At 64.6% G+C, this 14043-nt stretch carries 20 protein-coding genes; 16 read left to right on the top strand and 4 right to left on the bottom strand.

The genetic code is table 11. From position 1 onward, the window contains the following. Positions 1-125: 125 nt before the first annotated feature. The 4 genes from V1318_RS21110 to V1318_RS21095 form a co-directional block, all read right to left on the bottom strand. Positions 126-1691: a right-handed parallel beta-helix repeat-containing protein gene (locus tag V1318_RS21110; protein ID WP_332941742.1), complete on the bottom strand. Its 1566-nt coding sequence runs from the start codon at positions 1689-1691 to the stop codon at positions 126-128. A 229-nt stretch (positions 1692-1920) separates the two neighbouring features. Then, entirely contained in the window at positions 1921-2340 is a 420-nt protein-coding gene (locus V1318_RS21105; RefSeq protein WP_332941741.1) for an ankyrin repeat domain-containing protein, read from the bottom strand. Between the two features lie 39 nt (positions 2341-2379). Then, positions 2380-4281: a DNA topoisomerase IV subunit B gene (gene parE / locus V1318_RS21100; protein WP_332941740.1), complete on the bottom strand. Its 1902-nt coding sequence runs from the start codon at positions 4279-4281 to the stop codon at positions 2380-2382. A gap of 39 nt (positions 4282-4320) precedes the next feature. After that, the gene (locus V1318_RS21095; RefSeq protein ID WP_332941739.1) at positions 4321-5049 is read right to left on the bottom strand and encodes a hypothetical protein; all 729 of its coding nucleotides are present in this window, start codon (positions 5047-5049) and stop codon (positions 4321-4323) included. A gap of 482 nt (positions 5050-5531) precedes the next feature. On the opposite strand from V1318_RS21095, the gene V1318_RS21090 reads away from it, so the two are divergent. The 16 genes from V1318_RS21090 (at position 5532) to V1318_RS21015 (ending at position 13924) form a co-directional block, all read left to right on the top strand. Further along, the gene (locus V1318_RS21090) at positions 5532-5702 is read left to right on the top strand and encodes a hypothetical protein (protein ID WP_332941738.1); all 171 of its coding nucleotides are present in this window, start codon (positions 5532-5534) and stop codon (positions 5700-5702) included. A 124-nt stretch (positions 5703-5826) separates the two neighbouring features. Next, a complete protein-coding gene (locus tag V1318_RS21085; RefSeq protein ID WP_332941737.1) occupies positions 5827-6342 on the top strand; it encodes a hypothetical protein in 516 nt (171 codons plus the stop codon). A gap of 78 nt (positions 6343-6420) precedes the next feature. Beyond that, positions 6421-6939 (top strand): DUF5063 domain-containing protein, encoded by a 519-nt coding sequence (locus tag V1318_RS21080; RefSeq protein WP_332941736.1) that lies wholly within the window; start codon positions 6421-6423, stop codon positions 6937-6939. Positions 6940-6981: 42 nt separating this feature from the next. Beyond that, positions 6982-7491 carry a nuclear transport factor 2 family protein gene (locus tag V1318_RS21075; protein ID WP_332941735.1) on the top strand — a complete coding sequence of 170 codons (510 nt, stop codon included), beginning with the start codon at positions 6982-6984 and terminating at the stop codon, positions 7489-7491. Positions 7492-7654: 163 nt separating this feature from the next. After that, the gene (locus tag V1318_RS21070) at positions 7655-8107 is read left to right on the top strand and encodes a hypothetical protein (protein ID WP_332941734.1); all 453 of its coding nucleotides are present in this window, start codon (positions 7655-7657) and stop codon (positions 8105-8107) included. Positions 8108-8674: 567 nt separating this feature from the next. Beyond that, complete coding sequence (locus V1318_RS21065; protein ID WP_332941733.1) at positions 8675-8956, top strand: hypothetical protein; 282 nt, start codon at positions 8675-8677, stop codon at positions 8954-8956. A 375-nt stretch (positions 8957-9331) separates the two neighbouring features. Then, the gene (locus tag V1318_RS21060; RefSeq protein ID WP_332941732.1) at positions 9332-9580 is read left to right on the top strand and encodes a hypothetical protein; all 249 of its coding nucleotides are present in this window, start codon (positions 9332-9334) and stop codon (positions 9578-9580) included. Between the two features lie 307 nt (positions 9581-9887). Continuing rightward, entirely contained in the window at positions 9888-10058 is a 171-nt protein-coding gene (locus V1318_RS21055; protein ID WP_332941731.1) for a hypothetical protein, read from the top strand. 13 nt (positions 10059-10071) lie between these two features. Further along, entirely contained in the window at positions 10072-10485 is a 414-nt protein-coding gene (locus V1318_RS21050) for a hypothetical protein (protein WP_332941730.1), read from the top strand. A gap of 22 nt (positions 10486-10507) precedes the next feature. Next, entirely contained in the window at positions 10508-11026 is a 519-nt protein-coding gene (locus tag V1318_RS21045) for a hypothetical protein (RefSeq protein WP_332941729.1), read from the top strand. 23 nt (positions 11027-11049) lie between these two features. Further along, a complete protein-coding gene (locus V1318_RS21040; protein ID WP_332941728.1) occupies positions 11050-11253 on the top strand; it encodes a zinc ribbon domain-containing protein in 204 nt (67 codons plus the stop codon). Positions 11254-11258: 5 nt separating this feature from the next. Next, a complete protein-coding gene (locus V1318_RS21035) occupies positions 11259-11729 on the top strand; it encodes a GFA family protein (protein WP_332941757.1) in 471 nt (156 codons plus the stop codon). Positions 11730-11873: 144 nt separating this feature from the next. Next, positions 11874-12230 carry a hypothetical protein gene (locus V1318_RS21030; protein WP_332941727.1) on the top strand — a complete coding sequence of 119 codons (357 nt, stop codon included), beginning with the start codon at positions 11874-11876 and terminating at the stop codon, positions 12228-12230. Positions 12231-12382: 152 nt separating this feature from the next. After that, complete coding sequence (locus tag V1318_RS21025) at positions 12383-12748, top strand: ribonuclease E inhibitor RraB (RefSeq protein WP_332941725.1); 366 nt, start codon at positions 12383-12385, stop codon at positions 12746-12748. Positions 12749-12777: 29 nt separating this feature from the next. Beyond that, positions 12778-13212, top strand: coding sequence for a hypothetical protein (locus V1318_RS21020; protein ID WP_332941724.1), 435 nt, complete (start codon positions 12778-12780; stop codon positions 13210-13212). Between the two features lie 16 nt (positions 13213-13228). Continuing rightward, positions 13229-13924 (top strand): phosphodiester glycosidase family protein, encoded by a 696-nt coding sequence (locus V1318_RS21015; protein ID WP_332941723.1) that lies wholly within the window; start codon positions 13229-13231, stop codon positions 13922-13924. Positions 13925-14043 lie beyond the last annotated feature (119 nt).

Below are 14043 nucleotides of genomic sequence, written 5' to 3'. Positions count from 1 at the left end.
ATTGCCGGTCCGACGTCTTAAATGCGCGCCGCGCGCACCTTTCTCATGCACATATACCGCAGCAGGGGCCGGCCATGGCCCGGTCGAGCTTGCGCATGCGCAAACTCGTCGACGTTCGGCATCTTTCACGGTCGGGCATAACCGAGCAGGCCTTCCTGCGTATCGCCGCCGCAACTGGACTGCGTCGAAACGTAATGATCGTAGCCGTTGCGGCAGCGATAGATCGGATAAGCGCCAGGGCTGCCGGCACCGACGCTGAACCCGACGATCGAATCCAAGCTGCCGCCGCCTTCGCAGTTCCGGTCATTGCTCAAGTAGTCGTGATAAACGCCGTTGACCGGCGTCGAAAGCCAGCAGCGATAGATCGCGCCGCCGCCATCGACGCCGGACAGCGGCCGCAGGGCCAGCTGATGGGCCGCCAGGAACTGCGGCTGCTCGGTAGCGTAGCGAGCCTCGTACCGGAAGCCGTTTGCGACGAGTTGATAGAGCTTCCAATCCGCGACGCCGCCGCGGTCGAGCTGATAAGGCGACGACGAATGGTTGCCGGACTCGTGCGGCTGATTGGCGTCCGCCGCGCACTTGTCCTTGTCGACGATGCCGGGGCCGGAAAGCGTGCAGCGATCGTTGGGATTGTAAGGCATGTACAGGCTGCCCGCGCCCGCGGCGATATTGCCGGTCAGGTAAAACGCATTGAGTATCGAGTGTTCGTTCCTGAATACCGCAGCCGTGGCATGGTTATAGAAATAGTTGTTCTTGATCTCCAGCCCATTCACAACTTGCGCGGCGTCGCTCAGTCCGCTGTAGCCGCCGGCTTCGATCGCCCATACCGGATGATGGAGCGTGGGCGAGGTCGCGCAGTTGTCGCAGCGGCCGTCGCCGACAACATTGTTGTCGACAATTGTGGCGCCGCCGCGCGGCACGTAGACCTGACCGCCGTTGCAGGGCTGGTTGCCTGCGGGGCCGCACCAGTAGTACATGCCGTGGCGGTGATTGCCCAGTAGCAGGCTATTGCTGAGCCGGTTGTCGGCACTGTCGTAGAACACCACGGCGTTGGTGGCATTGGCGGTGAAAATGGAGCGATCCACGATGATTCCAGTGGAGGCGACGTTTCCGTTTGGACCCGAGAATAGGCCGATCAGGCCCGCGTTATGGATCTTGGAGCGATCGAAGAGAAAGCCATCGACACCGTTCGTCGCCACGGCGAAGCTCGGCGCGTCGTAGACCTCCACCCGGTCCATCGCGATGTTCGCGGAATCCTGCACTAGCAATGCAATGTTGGATGGGCAAGGGGCGCCCTGGTAGCAAGGCGGGGACGTGACCGATGCGTTTTCCTGCACGATCAGGTTGCGTACCTGGATGAGGCTGGAATTCCAGATGTGCAGGGCAGGGCATTGCGCCCATGCATCGCCTCCGCGCGCGAGGCTATGGCCATTGCCCTCGATGGTCACGCCGGACTTGCCGTAAACATGCAGTAAAGCGACTCCCTCAGGGCAGCACTGCGCACCATCGCAGCTGAGATCCGCCTGCAGGCTGATCTCATCGTTGTTGCCGATCGCGGCGAGGCAGGCCGACAGGGATGGGAGGTCTGAAGCGTTGCAGGCCGCGGCTGCGGGCCATGCAATAACCGAGAGAAACATGGCGCTCAGACCCATCAGGGGCCGGCGGTACTTAAGCGTCTTCGAGGAATGCATGCGGCGAGCTCCGATCCAAGGCTGAGCGACGGCTCTCGCTCCATGATAGCGAGGGGCCATCGCAACGGCTGAGATCGCGCTTCCGCATTGCAAGAAAATGGTGCTTGCTGTGGATATTAAGTGGAGTACGCGCGCAGTATGCGTACGAAGTGGTGCCACGAATCATGAGCGGACGCTCAGACGTCGAGCGTCGCCCGCACGCGGCGGCGGTCCAGCTATACCCCAAACCCTAGCTTCGTCGCGAAGCGGTCGCCGGCCCCACCGTCTTTAGATACGCAACATGTGCACCTTTTCCATGTGCGTGTGCCACATCAATCGGCAGGCGGCCGTTGCCGTCCGCGGCGGCAGTGTCTGCGCCCGCGGATACCAGGGCCTCGATCGTCGCGAGGTTGCCGTGGCTGGCGGCGTAGTGCAGCGGCGTGAGGCCGCCGCGTTCGCACAGGTCGTGACGGGCGCCGGCCGTCAGCAGGCAGCGGACGATCTGCGTGTGACCCCAGGCGGCGGCGCCGAACAGCGCCGTCTCCGCGCTGGAGTCGATCCAGTTCACATCCGCGCCCGCCGCGATCAGCGCGCGGACCTCGTCGAGATCGCCCGACCAGGCGGCGTAATGCAGCGCCGATTCGGCGTGGCCTTGGTCTGCGCCCGGCAATGCATCGTCCAGCTTGTTTCCTGCCGGGCGCCGCGACGCTCAAACCTCCAGCGTCGCCAGATCGCCCTTGGTTTCCAGCCACTGCTTGCGGTCGCCGGCGCGTTTCTTGGCCAGCAGCATGTCCATCAGCGAGTGGGTCTCGATGCCGTCGTCGACGGTCAGCTGGACCAGGCGGCGGGTGTCGGGGTGGATGGTCGACTCGCGCAGCTGCGAGGCGTTCATCTCGCCCAGGCCCTTGAAGCGGGTGACGTTGATCGCGCCGCGGATCTTCTCGCGTTCGATCTTCTCCAGCAGGATGCGCTTCTCTTCCTCGTCCAGGGCGTAGAACACCTGCTTGCCCACGTCGACGCGGAACAGCGGCGGCATCGCCACGAAGATGTGGCCGGCCGCGACCAAGGCCGGGAAGTGCCTGAGGAACAGCGCGCTGAGCAGGGTCGCGATGTGCAGGCCGTCGGAATCGGCGTCGGCCAGGATGATGACCTTGCCGTAACGCAGGCCGGTGATGTCGTCCTTGCCCGGATCGCAGCCGATCGCCACCGCCAGGTCGTGCACTTCCTGCGAGGCCAGCACGCTGCCGGATGCGACTTCCCAGGTGTTGAGGATCTTGCCGCGCAGCGGCAGGATCGCCTGGAAATCCTTGTCGCGCGCCTGGCGCGCGCTGCCGCCGGCCGAATCGCCCTCGACCAGGAACAGCTCGGTGCGCGACAGATCCTGCGAGGTGCAGTCGGCGAGCTTGCCGGGCAGGGCCGGGCCCTGGGTGATCTTCTTGCGCACGATCTGCTTTTCGGTCTTCAAACGCGCCGCGGCGCGCTCGATCGCCAGCTGCGCGATCTTCTCGCCCAGCTCGGTGTGCTGGTTCAGCCACAGCGAGAACGCGTCGTGGGCAGCGCCCTCGACGAAGCCCGCGGCCTGGCGCGAGGACAGGCGTTCCTTGGTCTGGCCGCTGAACTGCGGGTCGGTCATCTTGATGCTGAGCACGAAGGCGACCCGGTCCCACACGTCCTCCGGCGCCAGCTTGACGCCGCGCGGCAGCAGGTTGCGGAAATCGCAGAACTCGCGCAGCGCGTCGGTGAAGCCGGTGCGCAGGCCGTTGACGTGGGTGCCGTGCTGTGCGGTCGGGATCAGGTTGACGTAGCTTTCCTGGGTCAGCTCGCCGTCCGGGGCCCAGGCCACCGCCCAGTCGACCACTTCGGTGTCCTTCTTGAGCTGGCCGACGAACAGCTCCGGCGGCAGCAGCTCGCGCTGCGGCTGGCCTTCGCGCAGCTCGCCCGACAGGTAGTCGCGCAGGCCATCCTCGTAATACCACTGCGCGGTTTCGCCGCTGGCCGCGTCGTGCAGCTTCACGGTCAGGCCGGGGCAGAGCACGGCCTTGGCGCGCAGCAGGTGCTTGAGCGAACGCAGGTTGAACTTGGGCGTGTCGAAGTACTTGGCGTCCGGCCAGAAGCGCACGCGGGTGCCGGTGTTCTTCTTGCCGACCGTGCCGACCACCTCCAGCGGGGTGGCGCGGTCGCCGTCCTTGAAGGTCATGCGGTATTCGTTGCCGTCGCGCTTGATGTGCACTTCGACCAGGGTCGACAGCGCATTGACCACGCTGACGCCGACGCCGTGCAGGCCGCCGGAGAAGGTGTAGTTCTTGTTGCTGAACTTGCCGCCCGCGTGCAGCCGGGTCAGGATCAGCTCGACGCCGGGGATCTTCTCCTCCGGGTGGATGTCGACCGGCATGCCGCGGCCGTCGTCGGACACCTCGCAGCTGCCGTCGGCGTGCAGCACCACGTCGATGCTGCGCGCGTGCCCGGCCAGGGCCTCGTCGACCGCGTTGTCGATCACTTCCTGGGCCAGATGGTTGGGCCGGGTGGTGTCGGTGTACATGCCCGGACGGCGTTTGACGGGGTCCAGGCCGGAAAGGACTTCGATATCGGCGGCGTTGTAACGACTGCTCATGAAACCTGCATGGGGTAGTGAAACAATTGGCGAAACCAGTTAGCGCCCGGCGCCGACGGCCTGCAATTCGGCGCCGGTGTAGGGGTTGTAGCGGTAGCCGCCCGGGAAGGTCTCGCCGTTGGCGGGGTCGCGCCGAGCCGGCAGCAGGCCGCCCAGGGGCAGGCGGAAGCTGAACTCGCTACGGTCCAGCCGGACCAGCATCTTGCCATCCCCGAGCGGGTCGGCGACGGGTTTGCCGTCAGCGGTGCGGCCCGGGAACACGTAGAACTGCATATTCTCGCCCGCTGGGCCGATCATGCTGACCAACATCGGCCGCATGGTGTCCAGCAGCCCCTTCAGGGCCGGGTCGACCTGGTCGGCCGCCATCGGGCGGTGGCTGCCGCCGTGCATGTCGACCAGCTGCAGCTTGCCGCGCAGGTCGGCCTCGCTGCTGAAATTCGGGCTCTCGTCCAGGCTGTCGATGCGCAGGGCCGCGATCACGGTATTGCGGGTGAACAGGTCCTGGAACTGGCGGGAGACCTCCTGGGACACCTTTTTGGACACGCCCTCGGCGTTCGCATCCTGCTGGTCCAGCACATAGGCCCACAGCTGCGGCGGCAGCCACCAGATCATCTCGCTGCCGTTGGCCCCGCCGCCGGTCTTCTGGGTGTCGCCCATGAGCTCGTCGATCCGGATCTGGCTCACCGGCAGCCCGGTATGGCCGGCCCAGGCCGGCGCCACGGCCGCGAGGCCCAGGCACAACATGAACAACACGCGTAGACGGCGCATGGAACGGTTCCCTTGATTGAGCGCAGCGAGCATGGCGATGGGGCGGGGCAGGGTCAAGCCGGGGCTGTGGAGGCTGCCCTGCGCGTGGCCGGGCGCGGGTCGTCTTGCATGGGGCGTGCGCTGGAGCAGCGTAAGATGGAACACTAGGGTCGCGCAGGGGATTGCGCAGGTTTACAAACCTTGGGGGCGCTATGAAGATCGCGGCGAGTCTAGTACTGGCTCTGGCTCTGGTCGCCTGTCAGCCCAAGCCCTCCCCATCCGGTGGGCACGCAGATGGCGCTAATCAGCCAGCGGCTTATCGTTTACCCCCTAGTGTCCTTCCGAAATCGGACGCTCTCCCGGACTTCGGTATCGACTTGGCGACGGTCGCTCCGAGGGACGCCGAAATCGTCAGGTCCGCGTGGCTGAACTACCAACGAATACTCGCAGGGCAGCATCCAGCTTGCACGGTAGCGTACGGTGTCTCTGACGGTGGCAGCCTGATGTACGACTGCGGCTCGTACGAGATCATGCGGGTCAAGACCATCTCCGGCAGCGGAGATACCTACGGCTATAGCTACGGGCCTTCGCTGAACCTTCTGAACGGAAACAAGGTGGAGCACTTCAAGTTCTACACGGTTGCGCAGCTATCGGCTCTGGAGAAATCCCATTGATCCCGCGCCGGCGAGTTGCTCTTGCTGGCGGTTGCCCGGCATCCGACAATCCTGTCGCACCATGACGAGGTAACGACTCGGCTCGAACAGGTCGCCGAGCCTCGCACACAGACTAGGGGGGAACATGGAAGACGAAGATCTCGGCGGTATCGACAAGGACCGCGGCCATCCGCGCGCCCTCCAGCTCATCCCGGACGAGTTCTTCTGGGATTGCACCGACGAACTGGCGCCCTTCGGCTCGGACGAGGGCGACACGGCCCTGTCCGAATATCGGGATTGGCGGGAAGAGAATCCGAAGCAGGCGCTGGAAGCCTGTCTCGTCTGGACCATCGAGTGCGTCGGCGAGATCGATGCATCCGAATACACCGACGGCATCTTCGACGAGGCGACGGTGCGCGGGCAGATCGAAGACCCCGATTTCGACGATCAGCAGCTGATCTACACCACGGACGTGTCGGTGATCGCCACCGCCTTCGGGCAGCTCGCCGACGAGGGCAAGATCGACGCCTCCGCGAAGCCGTACGCGTCGCGCGCGCTCAAGCGGCAGATCGTATGGGCCAGGCTGCAGCCGGACTGGGATCACGCCGAAACGTATATCGGCAACCTCACCAGGCTGCAGGCGGCTCTCGCTGAGGCCTGATGGGTTCAAACCGAAGCGATCTGGATGACGGGCTTCATGCTCGAGGCGCCAGGGTCGAGGCATCAGACGGTGCAACAGATGACTTCGCAGATCGAGCAATTCGCAGAAGCAGCAGCGGAATTTTGCGATTGGGCAGAACGGACCTGTGCGCCGATCGAGAAGGAGGCGGCCGTTGCCTTGGCGCTTCTTTCCAATCTCTATCAACGAGCCCTGCATCTTCCGGATGTATCCGGAGAGGAAGAGCCAGGCGAGGTAACGCAAGACGCTTGGGCAAGAATCTACAAGCGTTTCGGTTCGCTACCCTTTAACTTCTACAGTCAGTGTTTCAACCCGCTAGATTCGCTGGATGAGCCATCGGGCGTCGCCGATCTGGCCGATGACCTGGCCGACATCTGGCGGGATCTAAAGCGCGGCCTGTCACTTTTTGACGCCGGGCATATCTCGGCAGCGGCATGGGAGTGGCGTCAGAGTTTCTGGCAGCATTGGGGGCGGCATGCGGCGGGCGGCATCTATGCGCTTCATTGCTGGCTCGTCGATCAGCCGGAAAGTGCTGCCAACGATGAAGCAAAATCGAAGTCGCTTCCCGGCTCGGCTTAATTCAGGCGTTAGACACCGCACCAGCCATCGAGGGAGTCACATATGAAAGCACTACTTTTTGTTGTGACGGCCGCGCTACTCATGACCGCCACCCACGCAAGCTACGGCGCCGAGAAATCGGCTCAATCCGTCCAGGATCCTGATCTGACCTCGATGCTCGCTAAGTATTCCGAGGCGAAGCCGGCGTTCTATAACGGCCAGCCGGATGCGGTGAAGGCGCTGTGGTCGCATGCGGACGATGTGACGCTGTCTGGCGCCGCCGGTGGCGCCACCGCCAAGGGATGGGACGAGGTCAGCAAGAGGCTCAGCTGGGCCAGTTCGCAGTTCCTGGACTCCAAAGGCTCGTGGTCCGACGAGCAGCTTCAGGTCACGGTGAGCGGAGACTTGGCCTACATAGTCCAGTACGAACGCATTCGCTACCATCCGCCAGGTCAGGCCAAGGAGGCTCAGCGGGATTACCGCGTGACCACAATCTTCAGGCGGGAATCCGACGGCTGGCGAATCGTTCATCGCCATGCGGACACTCAGGTGGCCAGGCAGGACATTCGTTAGGCGATGCCGGGGCAGTAATTCAATTGGTATTGCTCGACCTGTCCTTTGAGGGCGTGGTTGCGAACTTTGGCGCGCACCAAGAGTGATCGGATCGGAGTCTTACAATTCATTGAAGTCGAAACCGCTGTGCCGATCGGCTTGTTTCAGGCGTTAGGATCGCATCATGGATCGCCGTTATCGCAAAAGGATGCAGGCCTACTGGGCACGTGTGGAGGCGCGCGGGCGCCGGCATATCGACCGTCTCGACCTGACGGGTTGGTTTGACTACTGGCACACTCACGTCGATTGGTATGGCCGGGGCAATAGCCGCCCAGAGAATGCCCCGGAGATTGCAGCCGCGACGGTTCGATTGCTGCAATATTTGGAATTGCTGGCGAAAGACCGCCCGGAGCCTATCCAGCTATGGGCAACCCTATGTAGCAACACCATGGACAATGCGGTGTATGCCCACTCGCAAAACCCTAATGGGACCGCTTGCCCGCGTGATTTCCGCGCGGTTACCTGGGATCCGCCCGTTCCGGGCTGGGTGTCGGCTGCGATCCCCAGTGGCGGGCATCAGATTGGCATGGCCAGCTATGGCGGCGAGGTTGTTTATTTTGTTCGAAAGCGGGCCTGACAATCGTTAAGTAGACCTCGCTTCGCGGCTCTGCTTTGTTCAGTGTCCTCCATATAGTCCATGGCGTTCCGCCCATGAGAAGGTTCGCGAAAGTAATCTTTTTGGCATTGCTTCTTGTCTTGGCCGCTTGCGCTCCTAGGCGGTTGACTCCTGGTGCGAGGATCAACCCATATCTGGCGGAGCCTCCTGTCTGTGACATCAAGGCATATGCGGAGAAGTTCGGCGAAGAGTCGCTTCGGACATGCATTGCGAGAGTTGTCGCGAAGCGCTGCAATAGAACAGACGCTTGCCAGTTCGTATGCCAAATTGGTGGCGAATGGGATCATGTGGGAGGCGGCTGCGACCACATGTGCAACTACGGTGAGGTGTTTGAACTGCCCCCTGGCGCTGAGGCTTGCACAGTCGAAGGAGTCCGGCTCTGAGGGGCGAGCGCCTATCCCCATCGAGTAGGATGGCGTGAATTGGGAGGTAAGGCTGATGAGACCCATACCCGCACTCGTACTCCTTTTTGCAGTATCAAGCTCGGCCTTGTCCGCAGAGGTTTGTCCCGCCACGGAGCGGCAATTGATGGGGGTGTGGAACAGGAGCGGTGAGTTCGGCTTCTTCGAGGAGTTCTCGCTCGAGATGGATGCCGGGGAGCGCGTCTTCAACTCATGGCTCCATCAAGGTCCCGAGATATCTGGAGCCGCATGGAAGCTGGAGAACTGCCGGTTGATGGTCACGCCACGGACGGGCGGATTCGCCCCATTTCAGTTGAAAATACTGGGCCTGCGTAAGGGCAGGCTGCGCCTCTATGACGAGTCGGATCGGACGGAGTCGGTCTATCTACGTTCGCCAAAAGAGCCGTGACAATTCACTTAGGCCGAAGCGATCTCGCCGAGCGGCGCGGTTCGGGAGTCGAGTGTCCCAAATCGATCTGTCGTGTATTTCGAAATGGATTCATCGTAGCCCGAGGTGAGAACGCTCTAAGTCATCGAACACATCCTGCGCTGTGAGGGCTCACAGCCTGTCATTCGAGATCGACAGCCTGGCGCATGGCGATTCTTCGGCCCCGCCCTATTGCGCTGGCCGGTGCCGCTAATCAGGCATCACCCAGTACCGGTTAACATTCGTCCGTTCAGTCGCTAGCAGGGAAGCAGCCGCTACGGTCGCGCCGTCGCTGAGGGGAGCGGCCGAGGCGCCCCGCCTTTTCCTGTTGACCCCACGACACCGGAGGACCGCACCATGACCACCCGCAAGTATTGGATTCCCAGCCTGATCGCCGCCGCCCTGGTGGCGCCCATGGCGATGGCGCAGGACGCCGCCCAGAATCCGACGGCCGAGCAGGCCGCCGCGCAGGCCCAGAAGAAGGCTGAAGAGGCCGAGAAGGCCAAGGCCGAGCAGGCCGCCAAGGACAAGAAGAAAGCAGACAAGAAGAAGGACAAAGCGGCCGATCCGACCGCCGAGCCCGAAGAGGAAGACGGCAAGCGTTAAGGCTCGACCGGGCCGGATGCGCCCTGAGCGGCGCATCCAGGCCTTCGAGCGAGCGGCGTAGGCAGCTTTGGGCGCCGCGGCTCCCCACACCGGCGTCAAATGCAAGGTGGCCGTCTGGTCCGTTCGCTGCGACAGCGGCGATGCTGACCGGATGGCTCTGTTGCCGCCTTGTCCACGGTTCGGCCCGCTTCGATTCAGACGCCTGGCTCCAAGGCGGGCAGGCCCAGCACTCGCCTGACGCGCCGCGACTGCGCATGGCCGACGGACTGTCCGCGACGCCAAGTTCATCGGCCTGAGCGGCCGCGAGGTGGAGGCGTTGCCGGGCCTGCAAAGCACGTCCGGCTACTTCAAGCGCGAGTACGAGTATGTGTACCGGCTCGGCGCCGAGCGCGGCTTCGTCGCCATCGACAGCCAATGGTTGCTGCTGAAGCTCGGGCCCGACGGTAAAGTAGCGCAAGCGTCGGTCGTTCGTGACTGACCGGGAGCCGTGAATGATCGCCGCCATTCTGCTGGCCGCCAGCGCCGCGGTGCTGCTGTTTCTGGGCACCGTGCATCTGATCATCACCTTCGTCGGGCCCAAGCTGCGTCCGCGCGATCCCGCGCTGGAGGCGCGGATGCGCGAGGTGTCGCCGGGGATCACCGGGCAGGCCAGCATGTGGGACTTCTGGGTCGGCTTCAATGTCAGCCACAGCATGGCGGCCATCCTGTTCGGGCTGATCTACGGCTATTTGGCGATCGCGCAGCGCGAGTTGCTGTTTTCCTCCGCTTATCTGCTCACGGTGGGGGCGCTGACCTTGGGCGGACTGTTCGTGGTGGGCAAGATCTACTGGTTCAGAGCGCCGCTGATCGGGATCACGATTTCCTTGCTGTGTTACCTGGCGGGCGTGGTCGTAGCGCTGAGCTAGGACGGACGAAGGAGGGACGCGCATGGCCGATCTGAGGACTTGCTCCGCAATCGCGATACTGGCCGCCGCTGCGGCCGCCGTCCCCAGTGCGGCCGCGGCGGGGGAGCGGCCTGTCCGGGTGGCCGCCGATTTCTACGGGCGGCTCATCTCCCCCGATCGGTCCGAGCCCGCGCAAACGGCGTTTGTCGCACTGGCGCCGTTCCTGGGCGAGGAACTGCATCAGGCCCTGCTGGCTTACGATGCCTACGAGCGCGCTTGCGCGCGCATCACCCCGGCGGGTATCAAGCCCTACATGCTCGATCAGAGCCCGTTCTTTCTGGCGCCGGATGGCGCCAAGGCGATGTTGGAGGCGTCGCAGCGCCTGCACGGCGACGTCGCGCGGGTTTCGGTCGCGTTGGCCTACGACGATGTGCGCTGGACCGATACGGTGCTGCTGGGCAAGCAGCGGGGGCGCTGGGCGATACTCGACATCCGATGGCAAGAAGGCGGATCGCTGACCGAAAGATTGGTAGCGTTCGCGAGCCATCGTTGTACCCCCTGACCAGGCAACCAGAGGCGTACCTCATGCAATCCTTCCGCTGTGCGAAGTGCAACGGCGAATCCTGCACCGTAGGCGAGCTGCGCGCCGCCGGCGGCCTGGTGTCCTCCGTGCTGGACGTGTCGACCAACAAGTTCAAGTACGTCAGTTGCGAGACCTGCGGCTATACCGAGTTCTACCGCGCCGATCTTTCGTCGGGCGCGCAGATCTTCGATTTCCTGGTGGGGTGAGCGGCATGCCGGAACCGTTCGCGGCGCCATCGCCGGCTGCGTTCTCGCTACCGGGCGGCTGCCACTGCGGTTCGGTCCGGCTGGCATACCTCGCCTCGTCGCCGGTCGCGGAGACGGCCCCGCGCGCCTGCGACTGCAGCTATTGCCGCAAGCACGGCGCGGCCTACGTGTCCGACCCCACCGGCAGCCTGCGTATCCGCGTTTCCGGCGAGGGCGGCCTGCTGTCCTACCGCCAGGGCTCGGAAGCGGCCTTGTTCCGCATGTGCGCGCAGTGCGGCGTGCTGGTGGCGGTTACCTACGAGCAGGACGGCCGATGGTTCGCGGCGATCAATGCCGGGTGCCTGGACGATCGCGATGCCTTCGCCCCGGCGGTGGACGCGTCGCCCCAGCTCCTGAGCCGGGAGCAGAAGATCGAGCGCTGGACCCGACTGTGGGTGCCCGACGTTGGCTGGGAAGGCGTATCCGGCCAAGGATAGTGCCGGCCCGGTTCGGCGCAGGGCCGTCCGCTCGGCCTTGAGGCGAAGGTCGGCATCGGCCGAGAATGCATCCATTCCAGGGACGCAATGACGCTCGGAAGCGTCGCTGGCGCTGTTGTCCGCCGCGTATGACCGGGAGGGCCCATGATCCGCAACTTCGCTGCCGTCGCCTTGTGCCTCGCTCTCCTGATCGCGGGCTGCGGCCAGAAGCTCGCGCCCCAGCAGGCCAGTGATCTGGCTTCCCAGGCCCGGCGGTTGCTGCGGCAGCATCCGCTGGCCGGCGAGATCGCGCCGGCGCAGTGGCCGGCGGCCATCGCCGCGCTCCGGCCCGAGCGGGTCTATGTGCGTGCGGAAGGCCTCTATATCCGCAAGTCGAGCTTGTTCGTTACCGAGGGCGGCTACTTCGTGCCGGCCTCCCTGGAGGCGGACTTCGGCCGCGCGGGCGATCCGGCTTATCGGCCGATCGCCGAGGGCGTTTACGCCTATCGGATCGAAGGCTAGCGCCGGCCGAGGCATCATCTCGTTTCGCGGTCGCGGCCGGCATGGGCGGCTTGCGCGCGTCCGGTCGCCGATCGAACATTGGGCGCGGCCGGCAACGGGCGATAGTCAACCGGGCCGCGACCGCCGCGCGGCCGATACAGGGAGCGCGGACCGTGGATCGTGATTTCGGCAAGTACCCCAAGGACGACAATGGCGAGGTGCTCTGGCGGCTGATCGAGAACGGCGACGATCTGTCGATCGCGCGCGACGTCGATTTCAGCCTGGACTTTCCCAGCGAACAGGCGGCGCTGGACTGCGGCCTGTTCCTGTTCAAGAACGAATACAAGGTGCAGCTGGATCCGCCGCTGGAAGACGAGCCGGGTTCGCCATGGACGGTGCAGGTCATTCCCTACATGTCGCTCGGCCATGCCGAGGTCAGTCATTTGGAAAGCTACTTCAAGGACGTGGCCAGGCACTTCGGCGGCGAGTGCACGGGCTGGGGCTGCGTTTGCGTGGGCGCGGCGCAAGCCGGCGCCTAGGCCTCGCGTCGGCTGATCGCGACGACGACATGCCTCGTATCCCGCCAGCGGACCGGCTCGACGCGCTGTTGCGCGAGCACGGCGTGGGCCGCGAGCGCGTGCCCGGAATGCACGCCTGGCGCGCCTTCAAGGCCTACGGGCGCGAGGTGTTCGATCAGCCGGGCGTGAGCCTGCTGTTCCAGGTAGGCAGCCACGACTTCAGCGGCCGCCCGCGGTTCTACTTCCATCCGGTCTGCCAGTTCGAGATCGCCGACGACGACGGCGAGCCGCTGCGCCTGGAGCAGCTGCATTGCGAACTGAGTTGCGCGCCGGGCGCGGCCTTGGATGGGGCCGAGGCGGCGCTATGGTCCGATGGCTATGCGACCGCCGACGCCTACTTCGCCGCGGTCGAGCGGCTGCCCGCGTTCGCCTTGGCCAGTGGCCACGACGACTATCTCCTGCAGGTCCGGCATGAGCGGGTCTAGGTTTAGGATGTTCGCCATGAAGGCAGGTTTTTTTCTGGCGTTGGCGGCGTTCTTCGGCTTCGCGCAGGCGCGCGAGCCGCGTTATACCGTGATGCGCGTGGATACCCGCAGCGAGGAGTTGCGCCTGTTCCTGTACGACGAGCGGGGGCAGCCGCTGCATCGGCTCAAACGCCTCGATGCCTGGCTGAAGTCGCAGGGCAAGCGCCTGCGTTTCGCCATGAACGCCGGCATGTACGAGCCCGACTACGCACCGGTCGGGCTGTTCGTGGCCAACGGCCGCCAACTCGCGCCGCTGAACCTGGCCGAGGGCGAGGGCAATTTCTATCTCAAGCCCAACGGCGTGTTCCTGCTCGGCGCCGATGGGCCGAAGGTGGTGGAATCCTCGCGCTACCCGGCACTGGCGCCGGGCGTGCGCCTGGCGACGCAGTCGGGGCCGTTGCTGCTGCAAGCCGGGGCGATCCATCCGCGTTTCGAGCCGGGCTCGAAGTCGCGCCACATCCGCAACGGCGTCGGGGTCGACGGCGACATCGCCTATTTCGTGATCAGCGACGATCCGGTGAACTTGCACGAGTTCGCGTCGTATTTCCGCGACGTGCTCAAGTGCTCGGACGCGCTGTACCTGGACGGCGCGATTTCCAGCTTGTATGCGCCGGGGCTGCGGCGTGGCGCATCCGGCGCCAAACTCGGGCCCATGATCGGCGTGGTCGAGTAGGGCGGGCAGGAGCGACAGGCCCGGCCGCGACCGGCGGCGTTTGCCGGTGGACGCGTTTCTGCGAGGCTAGCGAGGGTCGTGGCCGTGCGGGCCGCGACTCCTTGGTCCGGACCCAGGCG

The organism is Lysobacter sp. CCNWLW3 (genome assembly GCF_036697405.1).
Lineage (GTDB): Bacteria > Pseudomonadota > Gammaproteobacteria > Xanthomonadales > Xanthomonadaceae > Lysobacter.
This window is presented reverse-complemented; position numbering and strand designations above follow the sequence as displayed.

Excerpts from the sequence above, each read along its gene's own strand:
- V1318_RS21065 (WP_332941733.1), top strand. The coding sequence starts at position 8,675 with ATGGGGGTGTGGAACAGGAGCGGTGAGTTCGGCTTCTTCGAGGAGTTC.
- V1318_RS21030 (WP_332941727.1), top strand. The coding sequence starts at position 11,874 with ATGATCCGCAACTTCGCTGCCGTCGCCTTGTGCCTCGCTCTCCTGATC.
- V1318_RS21020 (WP_332941724.1), top strand. The coding sequence starts at position 12,778 with ATGCCTCGTATCCCGCCAGCGGACCGGCTCGACGCGCTGTTGCGCGAG.
- V1318_RS21095 (WP_332941739.1), bottom strand. The coding sequence starts at position 5,049 with ATGCGCCGTCTACGCGTGTTGTTCATGTTGTGCCTGGGCCTCGCGGCC.
- V1318_RS21015 (WP_332941723.1), top strand. The coding sequence starts at position 13,229 with ATGAAGGCAGGTTTTTTTCTGGCGTTGGCGGCGTTCTTCGGCTTCGCG.
- parE (WP_332941740.1), bottom strand. The coding sequence starts at position 4,281 with ATGAGCAGTCGTTACAACGCCGCCGATATCGAAGTCCTTTCCGGCCTG.
- V1318_RS21110 (WP_332941742.1), bottom strand. The coding sequence starts at position 1,691 with ATGCATTCCTCGAAGACGCTTAAGTACCGCCGGCCCCTGATGGGTCTG.
- V1318_RS21075 (WP_332941735.1), top strand. The coding sequence starts at position 6,982 with ATGAAAGCACTACTTTTTGTTGTGACGGCCGCGCTACTCATGACCGCC.
- V1318_RS21040 (WP_332941728.1), top strand. The coding sequence starts at position 11,050 with ATGCAATCCTTCCGCTGTGCGAAGTGCAACGGCGAATCCTGCACCGTA.
- V1318_RS21060 (WP_332941732.1), top strand. The coding sequence starts at position 9,332 with ATGACCACCCGCAAGTATTGGATTCCCAGCCTGATCGCCGCCGCCCTG.
- V1318_RS21050 (WP_332941730.1), top strand. The coding sequence starts at position 10,072 with ATGATCGCCGCCATTCTGCTGGCCGCCAGCGCCGCGGTGCTGCTGTTT.
- V1318_RS21045 (WP_332941729.1), top strand. The coding sequence starts at position 10,508 with ATGGCCGATCTGAGGACTTGCTCCGCAATCGCGATACTGGCCGCCGCT.
- V1318_RS21085 (WP_332941737.1), top strand. The coding sequence starts at position 5,827 with ATGGAAGACGAAGATCTCGGCGGTATCGACAAGGACCGCGGCCATCCG.
- V1318_RS21090 (WP_332941738.1), top strand. The coding sequence starts at position 5,532 with ATGTACGACTGCGGCTCGTACGAGATCATGCGGGTCAAGACCATCTCC.
- V1318_RS21035 (WP_332941757.1), top strand. The coding sequence starts at position 11,259 with ATGCCGGAACCGTTCGCGGCGCCATCGCCGGCTGCGTTCTCGCTACCG.
- V1318_RS21080 (WP_332941736.1), top strand. The coding sequence starts at position 6,421 with ATGACTTCGCAGATCGAGCAATTCGCAGAAGCAGCAGCGGAATTTTGC.
- V1318_RS21070 (WP_332941734.1), top strand. The coding sequence starts at position 7,655 with ATGGATCGCCGTTATCGCAAAAGGATGCAGGCCTACTGGGCACGTGTG.